We start from the raw sequence: 15,189 nt of genomic DNA on the forward strand, positions 1-15,189 counted from the left end.
CCAGGAGCCGTACAGGGCCCGTTCACGCTCGACGAGCAGCGGCAGCGGCTCGGAGACGGTGACCAGCTCCCGCAACGGATGACGCGCCAGCACCTTGTCGATCTCGGGTGTGAGGGCGGCGGCCAGGCGCCAGGGGGCGGGCCGTTCCTCGTCGCGGAGGGCGGCGACCGCGGTCAGCAGGATTTCCCGTTTTTTTGCCTTCGGGACCCCGGCGGCGGCCCGTTCGTAGAGCCGGGCGCCCTCCTCCAGGACCAGATCGGTGTCGATGCCCGCCGGTATCTTGATCTGCGCGTGGTGGCGCCAGGTGGTGACCGGATCCCCCCACGCCTCGACCTGGTAGGTCCAGCGGCCCGGTTTCCCGCCGACGGTCACGGTGGCGCCCCAGCGGTCGGTGCCGGGGGCCAGCTCCCGCATCGGGGTCCAGGCACCGGGTCGGCCCTTCGGGTCCTTCAGTACGACGTTGGCGGCGACGGCGTCATGGCCCTCGCGGAACACGGTGGCGGTGACCTCGAACGACTCCCCGGTGACCGCCTTGGCGGGCCGGCGCCCCTGCTGGATCAGCGGGCGGACGTCGAGGACGGGTATGCGGCCGACGGCGGTGGCCTCGTCCGCGGGGGGTGGCGCGCCGGGTGACGTGCGCCGGGTCGGAGGTGCTGAGGAATGGTGCGTGGCGGGCATGACCGCTCCTGTCCGCGGCAACGAGGGTGTGGGCGGATGGATGGTGGGGAGGTGGGCCTGCGGGGGTGTACCTGGTGTTGTACCGCTAGGTGGTGTCGGTGCTGTGTCTGTGGGATGTACCGGAGGAGCCTTCCCACCCTAATCGGGTGGGCAATCCGGCACTTTGTTAACTACTCAGCCGTATGTCTACGCACAAGACCGGCCCCGTTCTCGACGAACGGGGCCGGTGGCGTGATCGCATACCAGAAACCGCTTTACGGCAACCGCTTCACGACAACTGCTGCACGGCAACCGCCTTACGGCCTCGGCACCCGGAGGAGTCTGTTCGGCGAGCCCGGCCCCGCACCCGACACCTTCCCGCTCGCCGCCCCCGCAATCAGGGCCTTGGCGACCTGGGCCGGGGTGGCCCCGCGATGCCCGGCGAGATAGAGGGCGGCGGCGCCCGCCACGTGCGGTGCCGCCATCGACGTACCCGAGTAGGTCGCCCGGCCGGTGTCGCTCGCGGCCGAGTCCGAGGTGATCGCCACGCCCGGGGCGAACAGGTCCACCGCGGCACCGTAGTCGGAGAAGCCCGCGCGGGCGTCGGCGCGGTCGGTGGCGCCGACGGTCAGGGCCTGCGGCACGTCGGCCGGTGAGTAGCGGGCGGCCGGGAGACCGTCGTTGCCGGCGGCGACCGTGTAGGTCACACCGGCCCTGATCGAGTTCCGTACGGCGGTGTCGAGCTGGGCGCTGTGGTAGCCGCCCAGGCTGAGGTTGGCGACCGCCGGTCCGCGGGCGTGCGCGGTGACCCAGTCGACACCGGCGATGACCTGGGCGGTGGTGCCCGCCCCGGTGTCGTCCAGGACCCGCACGGAGACGACTCTCGCCTTCTTGGCGACGCCGTACCGGGTACCGGCGATGATGCCGGCGACATGGGTGCCGTGCCCGTTGCCGTCCCCGGCGGATCTGTCGTTCCCGACGAAGTCCCAGCCGTAGCTCGCGCGTCCGCCGAAGTCGGCCTGTGTGATGCGGATACCGGTGTCGATCACGTACACGGTGACGCCGGCGCCCGCCGACCCCGGCGAGGTGTACGACCTGTCGAGCGGCAGCGCCGCCTGGTCGACGCGGTCCAGACCCCAGGACGGCGGGTTCTTCTGGGTGTTGCCCCGGGTGCCCGCCAGCCGCACCCGGCTGTCCTGGACGACGGCGGCGACCCGCGGGTCCGCGGCGAGCCGCCGGGCCTGTCTCGCACTCGCCTCGACGGCGTAGCCGTTCAGCACACTGCCGTAAGTATGGCTTATTTTCGCCCCATACCGGGCGGCGACGTCTCTCCCGGCCGCCGCCGCCCCCGTGATCCCCTCCTTCAGCGTCACCAGATAACTCCCGCCGACCGAACCGGCCCGGCCGGCGTCCACGACGGTCCCCTCCGGTACGGCGTGCGCGGGCAGGGTGGCCGTCGACAGCACCGCGGCCGTGACGACCGCGGTCAAGCCCCCCACCACACGCAGACGCCGGACACACATCAGTGCCATGGCTGCGAGTCCCCCTCCTCGGCTCAGGGGGGCAGGGTCTCGTACGGGACGAAAGCCGACAAGAAGGCCTCCGCGGGCGACGCCCGGCCGACATCACATCCCGGCCCGTCGGGTGTCCTGGGACGAAGGCCGGTCTGCGCCACGTCCCAGCCCGTCCGGCGTTTGAGGACGAGGCCGTTCAGGCCGAAGCGGCGGTCCGGGGGCGGCAGCCCCCAGTGACACCCCCACACCGGTACTGTCGGACAGACGCCGAGCCGCACAGGGTTGTACGGCTCCCCTTGCGAACTGCACGAGGTGGAATGTGAAGGCGATCCGTCGGTTCACCGTCCGTCCCGTTCTCCCCGACCCCCTCCTCCCCCTCAGCGACCTGGCCCGTAACCTGCGCTGGTCCTGGCACGCCGAGACCCGTGACCTCTTCCAGGCCGTCGACCCCGAGCGCTGGGCCGCCTCGGAGGGCGACCCGGTGCGGCTGCTCGGCAGTGTGCCGCCGGCGCGGCTCGCCGAGCTGGCCGGTGACCGCCGGTTCCTGCGCCGGCTGACCGCGGTCGCCGACGACCTGGGCGACTACGTGACCGGCGACCGCTGGTACCAGACCCGTCCGCAGTCGGCCGAACTCCCGGCCGCCGTCGCCTACTTCTCGCCCGAGTTCGGCATCACGGCGGCCCTGCCGCAGTACTCCGGCGGCCTCGGCATCCTGGCCGGCGACCACCTCAAGTCGGCCAGTGACCTCGGCGTGCCGCTGATCGGCGTCGGCCTGCTGTACCGGCACGGCTACTTCCGGCAGTCCCTGTCCCGGGACGGCTGGCAGCAGGAGCACTATCCCGTCCTCGACCCCAACGAACTTCCCGTGGCGCTGCTGAAGGAGGCCGACGGCAGCCCTGCGCACATCTCCCTCGCGCTGCCCGGCGGCAGACTGCTGCGCGCCCGTATCTGGCTGGCCCAGGTCGGCAGGGTGCCGCTGCTGATGCTGGACTCCGACGTCGAGGAGAACGACGTCGGCGAACGCGGGGTCACTGACCGGCTCTACGGCGGCGGCAGCGAGCACCGGCTGCTCCAGGAGATGCTGCTCGGGATAGGGGGTGTGCGGGCCGTACGGACGTACTGCCGGCTGACCGGCCACCCCGAGCCGGAGGTGTTCCACACCAACGAGGGCCACGCCGGGTTCCTGGGCCTGGAGCGGATCGCCGAACTGGTCGCCGCCGGACTGGACTTCGACGCGGCCCTGGAGGCGGTCCGCGCGGGCACCGTGTTCACCACCCACACGCCCGTCCCGGCCGGCATCGACCGCTTCGACCGCGAGCTGGTCGCCCACCACTTCGGTGCCGACGCCGAGCTCCCCGGCATCGGGGTGGAGCACATCCTGCGGCTCGGCATGGAGACCTACCCCGGCGGCGAGCCCAACCTCTTCAACATGGCCGTGATGGGGCTGCGGCTCGCCCAGCGCGCCAACGGGGTCTCGCTGCTGCACGGCAACGTCAGCCGGGAGATGTTCTCCGGGCTGTGGCCGGGATTCGACCCGGACGAGGTGCCGATCACCTCCGTGACCAACGGCGTGCACGCCCCGACCTGGGTGGCTCCTGAGGTGGTCCGGCTGGGCGCCCGGCAGCTCGGCGACCGCCGTACCGAGGAGGCGCTGACCGTCGGCGGCCCGGAGCGCTGGGACGCGGTCGCCTCCGTCGCCGACCAGGAGATCTGGGAGCTGCGCCGCAGCCTGCGGGAGCAGCTGGTATTGGAGGTGCGGGAGCGGCTGCGGGCGTCCTGGCGGCAGCGCGGCGCCGGAACCGCCGAACTCGGCTGGATCGACGGCGCCCTGGACCCCGACGTGCTGACCATAGGGTTCGCCCGGCGTGTCCCCTCGTACAAGCGCCTCACGCTCATGCTGCGCGACCGCGACCGGCTGATGGATCTGCTGCTCCACCCCGAGCGGCCGATCCAGATCGTGGTGGCGGGCAAGGCGCACCCGGCCGACGACGGCGGCAAGCGGCTGGTCCAGGAGCTGGTCCGGTTCACCGACGACCCGCGCGTCCGGCACCGCGTCGTCTTCCTGCCCGACTACGGCATGGCGATGGCGCAGAAGCTCCTGCCCGGCTGTGACATCTGGCTGAACAACCCGCTGCGCCCGCTGGAGGCGTGCGGGACGAGCGGGATGAAGGCGGCCCTCAACGGCGGCCTCAACCTGTCCGTCCTGGACGGCTGGTGGGACGAATGGTTCCAGCCGGACTTCGGCTGGGCGATCCCGACGGCGGACGGCGCCGGCACCGACCCGGACCGCCGGGACGACATCGAGGCCGCCGCGCTGTACGACCTGCTGGAGCAGCGGGTGACCCCGCGCTTCTACGAGCGCGGCCGCAGCGGACTCCCGGACCGCTGGATCGAGATGGTCCGGCAGACCCTGACCCTGCTGGGCCCCAAGGTGCTGGCCGGCCGCATGGTCCGGGAGTACGTGGAGCGCCTCTACACCCCGGCGGCCCACGCCCACCGGTCCATGACCCCGGACCGGGCCCGGGAGCTGTCCGCCTGGAAGGGCAGGGTGCGGGCGGCCTGGCACGGCGTCTCGGTGGACCACGTCGAGACGGCCACCGCCACGGCCACCGCCGAACTGGGCACCACCCTCGCCCTGCGGGTCCGCGTCCGCCTCGGCGACCTCGCCCCCGACGACGTGGAGGTCCAGGCGGTCTCCGGCCGGGTAGACCCGGAGGACCGCATCACGGACGCGACGACGGTGCCGTTGAAACCGACCGCGGGCCCGGACCTGGAGGGCCACTGGACCTACGAGGGCCCCCTGTCCCTGGACCGCACGGGCCCCTACGGCTACACGGTCCGCATCCTCCCGACCCACCGCCTGCTGGCGTCCGGCGCGGAGCTGGGGCTGGTGACGGCTCCTTCGGAGAGCGCGGTGGAGGGGGCCGGCGTGCTCATGCGGTGACACCGGGACGACGGGACGCCCGAGGGCGGGCGATCTTTGCCCGCCCTTGGCTCATGGCTTGCCTTTCGCTAGCCACCGCCTTGCCAACCCCATAACTCCCGTCATTACGGTGACGGGACGCCATGTACACGAAGTGACGTGCGGGGGACGGATACTTCAATGAGTGACCTCAAGGCGGACACGAAGCGAATACGCGAGTGCTCGCGCGCGCTCCAGCGCATCTATGACAACTTCACCAGCCGTACGAATCCGGCCGAGGATTTCTCCCTGGCGGAACTCGGGGATCGGCGTATCGTCGGCGCCTTCGACGAGTTCGCCGACAACTGGAAGATCCATCGCAAGGACCTTGCGGAGAAGATCCGCAAACTCGGCGTCATCACGGCAGAGGCCGCCAAGGGGTACGACGCCGTCGACACGGAACTCGCCCAGGCCCTGCGCGAACAGGACAGACGGGCCGAGCGCGATCGCAGGCCGAAGTGAGGCGGCCTCCCGTTCACGAGTGGAGCACGCTCGGCGAGGACGGCGACCCCGTACCGGGAGATCCGGACGCCGTAGCCCTGCTCGGTCAGTCGCTTCGCGAGGTCGCCGACGACATCTGGCGCGAGGCGGGTGACGTGGCGGCGCTGTGTGGTGTGGAGTCCTGGAAATCCAAGGCGGCCGACGCCTTCCGGGACACTGCCGAGGACACCGTCGGGCCGCTGCGGAAGGCCTACCACCGCTACGACAAGGCCGCGAGCGCCATGGGTACGCGCGTCGTCGACGGCAGCACCGCCGACTGGGCGAGCGCCCTCGAACACGCGCAGCAGCTTGCCGACAAGGCCCTCAGGGCGGCGCAGGCCGCGCACACCGACCAGGAGGCGGCGCTCCGGAGCATCCAGGGCCTGCCGAAGGACACGGCCGACCACGACCCGCGGCGCGTACGGCTGAACAGGCAGCGGGACCAGGCGGCCGGCGATCTCTCGAACGCCAAGTCGGCGCTCCAGCACGCCAAGGACGTACGCGACGACGCCGCGAAGCAGGCAGCCGAGGTCATCCATCGCGCCGTCACCCACGACGGCATGCACGACTCGGGGTGGGACAAGCTCGGCGACACCGTCGACTCGATCGCGTCCGACGTCGGAGACTTCCTCAAGGACGCGGGCGAGGTTCTGGTCTCCGACCTGGCCTCCCTCGGCAACGCGATGCTGCATGACACCGGATCCACGCTCTCCGTCCTCGGCGGCCTCGCCCTGGTCGTCGGCGGCCTCGGCGAGGAGGCCGGCGGTGTGGTGCTGGACGCCACCGGAATCGGAGCCGCCCTGGGCATCCCGATCAATGTCGCCGCCGCGGCCCAGATAGCCGTGGGAGTGTCCATGGCGGGTGCCGGCCTCGCCAACATCGTCAACGACGCGACGGGCCCGGACCGGGTCGACATGACGTCCGAGGGTTCCGGAGGCGGGGGCGGTGACTGGGACCCCGCGGCGGAGGCGGACCGGACGAAGCCGTCGGGGCAGCCGGACCCGAACGCCCAGCCGCGGGGGAAGCCGGAATCCCTGAGCAAGAACGACGACGCGGAGACGATCCGGGCCAAGGGCCGGGAGGTGCACTCCGCCGAGACCCTCGCCAAGCAGGGGTACGACGTCGAACAGTCGCCGGGTACCATGCCGAACGGCACGAAGCCTGATTTCCGGATCGAGGGTCAGATCTTCGACAATTACGCACCGACCGCCAGCAGTCCCCGCTCCATCTGGTCGGCTGTCGAGAAGAAGGTGGACAAGGGACAGACGGAACGCGTCGTCCTCAACCTCGGAGACAGCAATGCCGATCTCGGAGCCCTCCAGAAGCAGTTCCACGACTGGCCGAAGGCGGGATTGAAAGAGGTGCTGGTGATCGACCGCGCGGGAAACGTCGTTCATCTCTATCCGTAGGAATCAGGGGATATTTTCTCAATGGCAATCGAATTCGACCTCGACATCGCGACGGGATCGGCCGTCGCCGAGGTCGCCTCGCGTCTCGCCGAGGTCGGCACCGAGACCGGTGTGTTCGACGCGTCGGTGACGGCCGAACGACTGACGGAGCGCGGGGTGTTCGCGCTCAGCCGGCTGGGGACATGCGTGAGCGTCGTCCGGCAGGAACCGCCGCATCCATGGCACCCCGTCGTCGCCGGTCTCGGTTTCACGCCCACGGTCGGGGTGGGCTTCCGTATGGCCAAAGGGGTCGAGGTCGCGGAGCAGCAGGACGACATGATCCGTCTGGTGGCGCCGTTGCTGGAGCGGATCGACGGCGACGCGGTGCTGCACTTCCAGTTCGAGGTGATCTGGCTGCTCCGCAGGAACGGCGAACTCAGCCTGAACGAAAGGGACGACATCTGGCGGCCGCAGCGGCTGGCCTTGATGAGGGGGCCGTTCCGCCGGGAGACCCACAGCATGGACTCGGAATGAGTCGGCCGCCGCGCATCGGATTCCAGGCGACCGACATGCCCGGCCGCACCATCTGGTGCCCGGACGTCGAGGTCGCCCAGGCGTTCGTGGGCACCGCCGAGGTCTTCTCCCAGGTCTTCGGCGTCGCATCGGGGGTCGGTGACCCTGATCACGGGGTCTGTGCCATCGACTTCCGGGACTTCGGCGCGCTCTGTGCCGCGGCCGTCGGCCGGTTCAGCGGCACCCGCGAGGGAATCCTGCGCTCCCTGTCCCTGGGCTTCATCGCGACCGCGCTGGTGCTCATCGACCGCGCGGGCCACCTCGCCCCCGCCATGCCCGGCCCTGAGCAGGAGCGGGCATGGGCGGTGTTGCGGGACCAGCATGCGCGGGCGATGCACGTCTGACCGTCAGAACTCCGGCTCCGCCCCTGCGCACAGCCTCCGCAGTACCGCCCCGCACCTGCGGGCGTACGCGTGCTGCAACCCCCGGGTCGCCGCGCCGCCCGCGCGGGCGTACCACTTGGCGGGTTTGCTGAAGGCGGCGACCGTGAGCCAGACCGTGCCGTCGCCCGTGCGGTCGACCACGAAGGCCTCCTCGCCGCTTTCGGGGTGGCCGGCAAGGGTGCCGTAGGCCCAGCCGGCGCGGCGGGACTCCTCGGCCGTCCAGACGATCCGGCAGGGGGCCTTGATGAGGCCGGCCAGGGTGACGGTGACGTCGACGCCGGGGGCCGCGCGGTCGGCGGCGGCGTCGATGCCCACGCCCAGGGCGCGGTGGAGTTCCCAGGTGAGGACCGCCTCGGCGGCCCGGTGGAAGACTTCCTGGCCCTCGCCTATGCGCGTGCGCACGTGCAGGGGGTGGAAGCCCGGCGGGCAGGCGGCGAGGTTCTCCCGAGTGGCGCCGACCGCCTCGTAGGTGAAGGACATGGGAGAGAGCGTAGGGCGGGCCCCCGGGACGGCTTCTCCCCGGGGGCCCGCCTGTGCTGCTGGGGGCGGGGTCAGCTGACGTTGACCGCCGTCCAGGCCGCCGCCACCGCGTTGTACTCGGTGGAGCCGGAGCCGTACAGCGCGGCCGCCGCGGACAGCGTGCCGGTGCGGGCCGACTTGTAGTTGGTGGTCGACGTGAAGTACGTCGTCAGCGCCTTGTACCAGATCTGGAGCGCCTTGTCGCGGCCGATGCCGGTGACCGTGGAGCCGTTGTACGTCGGCGAGTTGTAGCTGACGCCGTTGATCGTCTTCGCGCCGCTGCCCTCGGACAGCAGGTAGAAGAAGTGGTTGGCGACGCCGGACGAGTAGTGCACGTCGAGGTTGCCGACCGAGGAGGACCAGTAGTTGGCGGAGCCGCCGTCCTTGCTGGGCTGGTCCATGTAGCGCAGCGGGGTGCCGTCGCCGTTGATGTTGAGTTTCTCGCCGATGAGGTAGTCACCGGGGTCGGAGGAGTTGTTCGCGTAGAACTCGACGCCCGTACCGAAGATGTCCGAGGTGGCCTCGTTGAGGCCGCCGGACTCGCCGCTGTAGTTGAGACCGGCGGTGTTGGCGGTGACGCCGTGGCTCATCTCGTGGCCGGCCACGTCCAGCGAGGTCAGCGGGTGGGTGTTGCTGGCGCCGTCGCCGTAGGTCATGCAGAAGCAGCTGTCGTCCCAGAACGCGTTGACGTACGAGCTGCCGTAGTGGACGCGGGAGTAGGCGCCGACACCGTCGTTCTTGATGCCGCTGCGGCCGAAGGTGCTCTTGTAGAAGTCCCAGGTCTCCTGCGCGCCGTAGGCGGCGTCGGCGGCCGCGGTCACGTCGGTGGTGGAGCTGGAAGCGGTGCCGGTGCCCCACGAGTTGGTGGTGTTGGTGAACAGGGTGCCGGTGCCGGAGCTGGTGGTGTGCTTCAGGTTGTACGTCTTGTGGCCGCCGCGGGAGGCGTCGGTCAGCGAGTACGTCGAGCCCGACAGCGTGGTGGTGAGGCTGACCGTGCCGGAGTACAGGGTCTTGCCGGTGCCGGTGGCGTTCTCGATGCCCTGGTACTCGAAGAGCTTCTTGCCGGTGGCCGCGTCCGTGATGACGTGCAGCTGGTTGGGGGTGCCGTCGTCCTGGAAGCCGCCGACGATGGTCTCGTAGGCGAGGACGGGCTTGCCGTCGCCGGCCCAGATCACCTTGCGGGCGCCGTCGGCCGCGGACTTGGCGGAGCCCAGCGTCCTGGCGGCGGTGAGGGCCGCCTTCTCCGCCTTGGCGACGGTGAGCTGCGGCTTCAGGGAGGCCACCTTGATGGTCGCCTTGGTCGCCTTGGTGACGCCCTCGGTCTTGCCGGCCTTGGAGGTGTGCACGACGATGTCGCCGCCGAGGACGGGCAGGCCCGCGTAGGTGCGCTCGTAGCGCGTGTGGACCGTGCCGTCGACGTCCTTCACGACGTCCTTGACGACCAGCTTCTCCTTGGCGCCGAGGCCTATCTGCTTGGCCGTCTCGGCGACGTTCGCGTCCGCCTTCTGGATCAGGGCGGTGCGGGCGGAGTTGGAGAGCAGCGTGGGTGCGGCGGCCAGCGGCTGCTTGGCGGCGGCCGAGGCGTTCGCGGTCATACCTGTGGTGAGGAGGGCGCCGGCGGCGACAGCGGTGGCGATGGCGAGCGTGGTGCGCTTGTGACGCGCGTAGAGGGGGCTCACTCAAGCTCCTTCAGGATGTGGGGAGTCCGGGCGGAGTGGGGTTACCTGCCCGGCTGTGGGGTTGTGAAGTTGCTGTGCTGTGCGACGGGTGAAGGAAGAGTGACATCAAGGTCGCGTACATGTCAGGACCCTGAAGTGATGTTGGCCGAAAAGCAGGTGTTGGGCGAACGTTGCGGCCATGTAAAACGGGCGCCGTCCGAGGGGAGGCTCCCCCCGGACGGCGCCCGTGGCGCGCGTCTATTACCTGGGGTTACGGGAAGGTCAGCTTCCACCCGTTGATGGTGCCGACGTCCTGTGCGGCCTGGTCCTGGACCTTCAACTTCCAGGTGCCATTGGCCGATTCCGAGGAGGCGTTCACCGTGTAGGTGTCCGTCACGTTGTCCGCCGAGTCGGACGAACTGAAGTTCTTCAGGCGGTACGACGTCCCGGACGGACCGACGAGGTCGACCACCAGGTCGCCGCGCCACGTGTGGCTGATATTCGGCGTTACCTGCAAGTTGTTCGGTGCGTTCCCGGTCCGCCCGGAGACCGTGATCGACGAGGTGACCGCGGGCCCGTTGTCCGGAATCGACACAGGCGTGTTGCTCTCGTACGAGGTGCCCGTACCGCCACCGCCGCCGGAGCGCGCGCCGACCGCCACGGCCGCCCAGGCGTCCTGCACCGCCTTGTACTCGGTGCTCGTGGTGCCGTACAGCTCACCCGCCGCCGCGAGGGTGCCGGTGCGGGCGGCCGCGTAGTTGGTGGTCGAGGTGAACTTGGTGGTGAGCGCCCGGTACCAGATCTGGAGCGCCTTGTCCCGGCCGATGCCGGTGACCGGAAGGCCGTCCTTCGTGGGCGAGTTGTAGCTGACGCCGTTGATGACCTTGGCGCCGCTGCCCTCGCTCAGCAGGTAGAAGAAGTGGTTGGCCACACCGGACGAGTAGTGCACGTCGAGGCCGCCGACCGACGAGGACCAGTAGTCGGCCGAACCGCCGTCCTTGCTGGGCTTGTCCATGTAGCGCAGCGGGGTGCCGTCGCCGTTGATGTCGATCTTCTCGCCGATGAGGTAGTCGCCGACGTCGGTGGAGTTGGCCGCGTAGAACTCCACGCCGGTGCCCATGATGTCGGAGGTCGCCTCGTTCAACCCGCCGGACTCACCGGTGTAGTTGAGGCCGGCCGTGTTCGACGTGACGCCGTGGCTCATCTCGTGGCCGGCCACGTCGAGGGCGGTCAGCGGGTCCGCGTTGCCGGAGCCGTCGCCGTACGTCATGCAGAAGCAGCTGTCGTCCCAGAACGCGTTCACGTACGAGTTGCCGTAGTGGACGCGGGAGTAGGCGCCGACGCCGTTGTTCTTGATGCCGCTGCGGCCGAAGGTGTTCTTGTAGAAGTCCCAGGTCTCGGCGGCCCCGTAGTGCGCGTCGGCGCCCGCGGTGGCGGCGTTCGACGTGGTGCCGTTGCCCCAGGTGTTGCTCGACTGCGAGAACAGCGTGCCGGTGCCCGAGGTGCCGTGGTTCAGGTTGTACGTCTTGTGGCCGCCCCGGTCGCCGTCGGTCAGGTTGTACGTCGAGCCCGACTGGGTCGTCGTCAGCGAGACCGTGCCGCTGTACTGCGTGTTGCCGGTGCCGGTCGCGGTGTCGATGCCCTGGTACTCGAAGAGCTTCTTGCCGGTGGCGGCGTCGGTGATGACGTGCAGCTGGTTGGGGGTGCCGTCGTCCTGGAAGCCGCCGACGATCGTCTCGTAGGCGAGGACGGGGGTGCCGTGGCCGGCCCAGATCACCTTGCGGGCGCCGTCGGCGGCCGACTTGGTGGAGCCCAGCGTCCTCGCGGCGGCGAGGGCGGTCTTCTCGGCGCTCGACGCGGTCTTGGCCGGGGTCAGGTCGGCGACCTTGAGCGTGGCGTTGTTCGCCCTGATGATCCGCTCGGTGGCGCCCGACTTGGCGGTGTCGACGATCAGGTCGCCGCCGAGCACCGGCAGACCGGCGTAGGTGCGCTCGTAGCGGGTGTGCAGGGTGCCGTCGGCGTCCTTGACGACGTCCTTGACGACCAGCTTCTCCTTGGCGCCGAGGCCTATCGCCTTGGCGGTGGCGGTCCGTTCGCCGCTCGCGTCGCGGAGCAGTTCCGCGCGCTGCGAGGGGGAGAGCCTGACGGCCGCGTGGGCCGGGTTGATCCGGCCGGCCTGGGGGGCGGCCGGGGCGGCGCTGGCGGCGCCCGACTGGACGGCCGCGGCGATCAGGGCGGTGACGCCCGCGAGGGCCACCGCGGCGGTGCGGCGGTACGTGCTGTGGGGGGTGCTGTGGGGGGTGCGTCTGCGAGAGGAACTGCTTCTCAACACTGACTCCTTCTGCGTGGCCGCGGGTCGCACGGCCAGGGGAGATCCGGACGGCGGGTGGGCCGGCCGGGCAGAACTGGGCGTAACGCGGAACCATGTGCGCGTGCAGTGCCGACCCGGCAGCAGCGGTGGGGTGAATCTGTGGGGTTGCTGTGAGTCGGCCGTGGGAAGAGTGGCAGCAGAAAACGCAACCTGTCAGGACCGCGTCAGGAACTTGGCCGGAAATCGTTCGTTGACCGGATGTTCATGTTCGGTATGCGGATTATTGGGGGGTGAGGGGGTGCCGGGCGTGACGGAGGCTCAGGGAGCCGTGTCCCCGTGCCAGGTCGCCCACAGCGCCGCGTACGCCCCGCCCGCCGCCACCAGCTCCTCGTGGGTGCCGAGTTCGGTGAGGAGGCCGTCCTCCATCACGGCCACCCGGTCGGCGTCATGGGCGGTGTGCAGCCGGTGGGCGATGGCGATGACCGTACGGCCTTCGAGCACGGCGGCCAGGGCGCGCTCGGTGTGCCGCGCGGTCGCCGGGTCCAGCAGCGCGGTCGCCTCGTCCAGGATCAGCGTGTGCGGGTCGGCCAGCACCACCCGGGCGAGCGCGAGCTGCTGGGCCCGGGAGCCGTCGGCGGCCGTACCGCCCGTGCCGCCCGCCCCGCCTGTGCCGCCCGTGCCGAGCAGGGTGTCGAGGCCGGCGGGCAGGCCGCGCACCCAGTCGTCGGCGCCGACGGCGGTCAGCGCCGCCCACAGGTCGGCGTCGGACGCGGCCGGTTCGGCGATCAGCAGGTTGTCCCGGACCGTGCCGAGGAAGACGTGGTGCTCCTGGGTGACCAGGACGACCTGGCGGCGCAGCCGCTCCGGTTCCAGCCCGGCGATCGGCACCCCGCCCACGGTCACCGTGCCCGACCCGGGCGCGTCGACGCCCGCCAGCAGCCGGCTCAGCGTCGTCTTCCCGGCGCCGGACGGCCCGACCACCGCGAGCCGCTCCCCGGGCCGCACCGTGAGGTCCACCCCGCGCAGCACCTCACCGCCGCGCTCATAGGCGTACCGCACCCCGCGCACGTCGATCCGGTCGTCCGCCGGAGCGGGCGCCGCGTTGTCCGCCGCCGCCCGCGGGGCCCGCGCCAGCCCCTCCACCCGCGCGAACGAGGCGCTGCTGGACTGGAGTTGCTCCACCCGCATCAGAATCTGGTCCAGCGGTTCGGTGAACTGCCGCAGATACAGCGCCGCCGACACCACCACGCCGACGCCCGCGTGCAGCAGCGCGCCGACCAGCAGCACCCCGGCCACCGGCACCGTGTACGACACCTCGACCGCCGGGAAGAACACGGTCCGCAGCCACAGGGTGTAGAACCGGGCCTTCCGGTTGGTCTCCAGCGCGTCCCGGCTCGCCGTGATCCGCCGCTCCTGGAGCCGGAACGCCTCCACCGTGCGGGCGCCCGCCACCGTCGCCGTGACGATCTCCGCGACGCCGGACGCGGTGGCGCCCTCGGCGAGGTAGCCGTCCCGGGCCCGGCGCAGATACCAGCGCAGCGTGAACCAGATCGGGGTCAGCCCGAGCACCCCGAACACGGCCAGCAGCGGATCGAGGACGAACACCGCGCCCATCACGAACAGCGCCTGCACCGTGCTGACCAGCAGCTCCGGCCCGACGTCCCGCAGGGTGGTGCCGACGGTGCTCACGTCGCCCGTGCCGCGCGCGGTCAGGTCGCCGGTGCCGGCCCGCTCCACGACCGACGCGGGCAGCGCCAGCGCCCGGTCCACGAACTCCTCGCGGACCCGGGCCAGGGTGCGTTCGCCGAAGCGGTGGCCGAGGTAGCGGGCGGAGCGGGCGAGCAGCAGCTGGGCGAGGGAGCAGAGCAGGATCCACCGGGCGAGGTGGTCCACGGCGCCGACGCCGCGGCCGGCCCGTACCTCGTCCACGATCCGGCCGACCAGCCAGGGGCCGGCGAGGCCGGCGGCGGCCGCGGCCGCGTTCAGCAGCAGGGCGGCGGCGAAGGCCCCGCGGTCCGCCTTCACCAGGCGGAGGGTGGCCCGGCGTACGTCGGCGCGGCCGGCGACCGGGAGTTGACTCGTCGTCACCTGGCGACCTCCTCTTCTTCCGTGTCCCGGGCGACGAGGGCGCGGTAGCCGGGTTCGTACTCCAGCAGTGCCTCGTGGGTGCCGGTCGCGGCGACCTTGCCGTCGACCAGGAAGATCACCTCGTCGGCGTGGGTCAGCAGGAGTGGGGAGGTGGTGGTGAGGAGGGTGGTGCGGCCGTCGCGTGCGGTGCGGAGGCGCTGCGCAACGAGGGCCTCGGTGTGGGCGTCGAGGGCGGAGGTGGGCTCCACGGCGAGGAGGACCTCGGGGTCGGTGAGGAGGGCGCGGGCCAGCCGGATGCGTTGGCGTTGGCCGCCGGAGAGGTTGCGGGCCTGTGCGGTGAGTTCGGAGTCGAGGCCGTGGGGGAGGGCCTGGACGATGTCGTCGGCCGCGGCCGCGTGGAGGGCTTGGGTTGCTTTCGCGTCAGGGGGTGGGTCTGACGGTTGAGTGGCGGGTGCGGGCGAGTGGGGGCTTGTCGCGCAGTTCCCCGCGCCCCTTTGGGGCGCGTTGTGGCCGGCGTCGTGAGGTGCTTCGGTGGGTGTGTGGGGGTTGGTCGTGCCCGCGCGGCGGCAGCCGCAGATTTGACACAGCCCCGCGCCTCTTTGGGGCGCGTTGTGGTCGGCGTCGTGAGGTGCTTCGGTGGGTGTGTGGGGGTTGGT

General features: G+C 71.1%; 12 protein-coding genes. 5 read left to right on the forward strand and 7 right to left on the reverse strand.

The annotated features are described in order from the left end of the window. On the reverse strand, positions 1-678 hold a 678-nt coding region (locus tag ACWGKQ_RS50555; protein ID WP_453298895.1), incomplete at its 3' end, for a maltotransferase domain-containing protein. A 296-nt stretch (positions 679-974) separates the two neighbouring features. Then, positions 975-2,189: a S8 family peptidase gene (locus tag ACWGKQ_RS50560; RefSeq protein ID WP_453298896.1), complete on the reverse strand. Its 1,215-nt coding sequence runs from the start codon at positions 2,187-2,189 to the stop codon at positions 975-977. A 301-nt stretch (positions 2,190-2,490) separates the two neighbouring features. On the opposite strand from ACWGKQ_RS50560, the gene ACWGKQ_RS50565 reads away from it, so the two are divergent. The 5 genes from ACWGKQ_RS50565 to ACWGKQ_RS50585 all read left to right on the forward strand — a co-directional run bounded on the left by ACWGKQ_RS50565 (position 2,491) and on the right by ACWGKQ_RS50585 (position 7,918). Continuing rightward, on the forward strand, positions 2,491-5,115 hold the full coding sequence (locus ACWGKQ_RS50565; RefSeq protein ID WP_453298897.1) for a glycosyltransferase family 1 protein: 2,625 nt from the start codon (positions 2,491-2,493) through the stop codon (positions 5,113-5,115). Between the two features lie 159 nt (positions 5,116-5,274). Further along, complete coding sequence (locus ACWGKQ_RS50570; protein WP_453298898.1) at positions 5,275-5,595, forward strand: hypothetical protein; 321 nt, start codon at positions 5,275-5,277, stop codon at positions 5,593-5,595. After that, the gene (locus ACWGKQ_RS50575; RefSeq protein WP_453298899.1) at positions 5,592-7,022 is read left to right on the forward strand and encodes a CdiA C-terminal domain-containing protein; all 1,431 of its coding nucleotides are present in this window, start codon (positions 5,592-5,594) and stop codon (positions 7,020-7,022) included. Before ACWGKQ_RS50570 ends, ACWGKQ_RS50575 begins: the two co-directional genes overlap by 4 nt. 21 nt (positions 7,023-7,043) lie before the next feature. Continuing rightward, positions 7,044-7,535, forward strand: coding sequence for a SitI3 family protein (locus ACWGKQ_RS50580; RefSeq protein ID WP_453298900.1), 492 nt, complete (start codon positions 7,044-7,046; stop codon positions 7,533-7,535). Further along, on the forward strand, positions 7,532-7,918 hold the full coding sequence (locus ACWGKQ_RS50585; protein ID WP_453298901.1) for a DUF6086 family protein: 387 nt from the start codon (positions 7,532-7,534) through the stop codon (positions 7,916-7,918). Before ACWGKQ_RS50580 ends, ACWGKQ_RS50585 begins: the two co-directional genes overlap by 4 nt. A 3-nt stretch (positions 7,919-7,921) precedes the next feature. Here the strand turns inward: ACWGKQ_RS50585 and ACWGKQ_RS50590 are convergent, their stop codons facing one another. From ACWGKQ_RS50590 to ACWGKQ_RS50610, 5 genes are all read right to left on the reverse strand, one after another. Further along, complete coding sequence (locus tag ACWGKQ_RS50590; RefSeq protein ID WP_453298902.1) at positions 7,922-8,437, reverse strand: DUF1990 family protein; 516 nt, start codon at positions 8,435-8,437, stop codon at positions 7,922-7,924. A gap of 71 nt (positions 8,438-8,508) precedes the next feature. Beyond that, a complete protein-coding gene (locus ACWGKQ_RS50595; RefSeq protein WP_453298903.1) occupies positions 8,509-10,155 on the reverse strand; it encodes a M4 family metallopeptidase in 1,647 nt (548 codons plus the stop codon). Between the two features lie 250 nt (positions 10,156-10,405). Next, positions 10,406-12,463, reverse strand: a complete 2,058-nt coding sequence (locus ACWGKQ_RS50600; protein ID WP_453298904.1) for a M4 family metallopeptidase — start codon at positions 12,461-12,463, stop codon at positions 10,406-10,408. 300 nt (positions 12,464-12,763) lie between these two features. Beyond that, positions 12,764-14,533 carry an ABC transporter ATP-binding protein gene (locus ACWGKQ_RS50605; RefSeq protein ID WP_453298905.1) on the reverse strand — a complete coding sequence of 590 codons (1,770 nt, stop codon included), beginning with the start codon at positions 14,531-14,533 and terminating at the stop codon, positions 12,764-12,766. Then, positions 14,530-15,189 (reverse strand): ATP-binding cassette domain-containing protein (locus ACWGKQ_RS50610; RefSeq protein WP_453298906.1); only part of this gene is annotated, 660 nt, incomplete at its 5' end. The genes ACWGKQ_RS50610 and ACWGKQ_RS50605, both read right to left, overlap by 4 nt.

The sequence above is a fragment of the Streptomyces sp. NPDC054770 genome (assembly GCF_053611985.1).

Bases quoted from the DNA above. Each gene is read 5' to 3' on its own strand.
- ACWGKQ_RS50570 (WP_453298898.1), top strand. From the start codon at position 5,275: ATGAGTGACCTCAAGGCGGACACGAAGCGAATACGCGAGTGCTCGCGC.
- ACWGKQ_RS50580 (WP_453298900.1), top strand. From the start codon at position 7,044: ATGGCAATCGAATTCGACCTCGACATCGCGACGGGATCGGCCGTCGCC.
- ACWGKQ_RS50590 (WP_453298902.1), bottom strand. From the start codon at position 8,437: ATGTCCTTCACCTACGAGGCGGTCGGCGCCACTCGGGAGAACCTCGCC.
- ACWGKQ_RS50585 (WP_453298901.1), top strand. From the start codon at position 7,532: ATGAGTCGGCCGCCGCGCATCGGATTCCAGGCGACCGACATGCCCGGC.
- ACWGKQ_RS50560 (WP_453298896.1), bottom strand. From the start codon at position 2,189: ATGGCACTGATGTGTGTCCGGCGTCTGCGTGTGGTGGGGGGCTTGACC.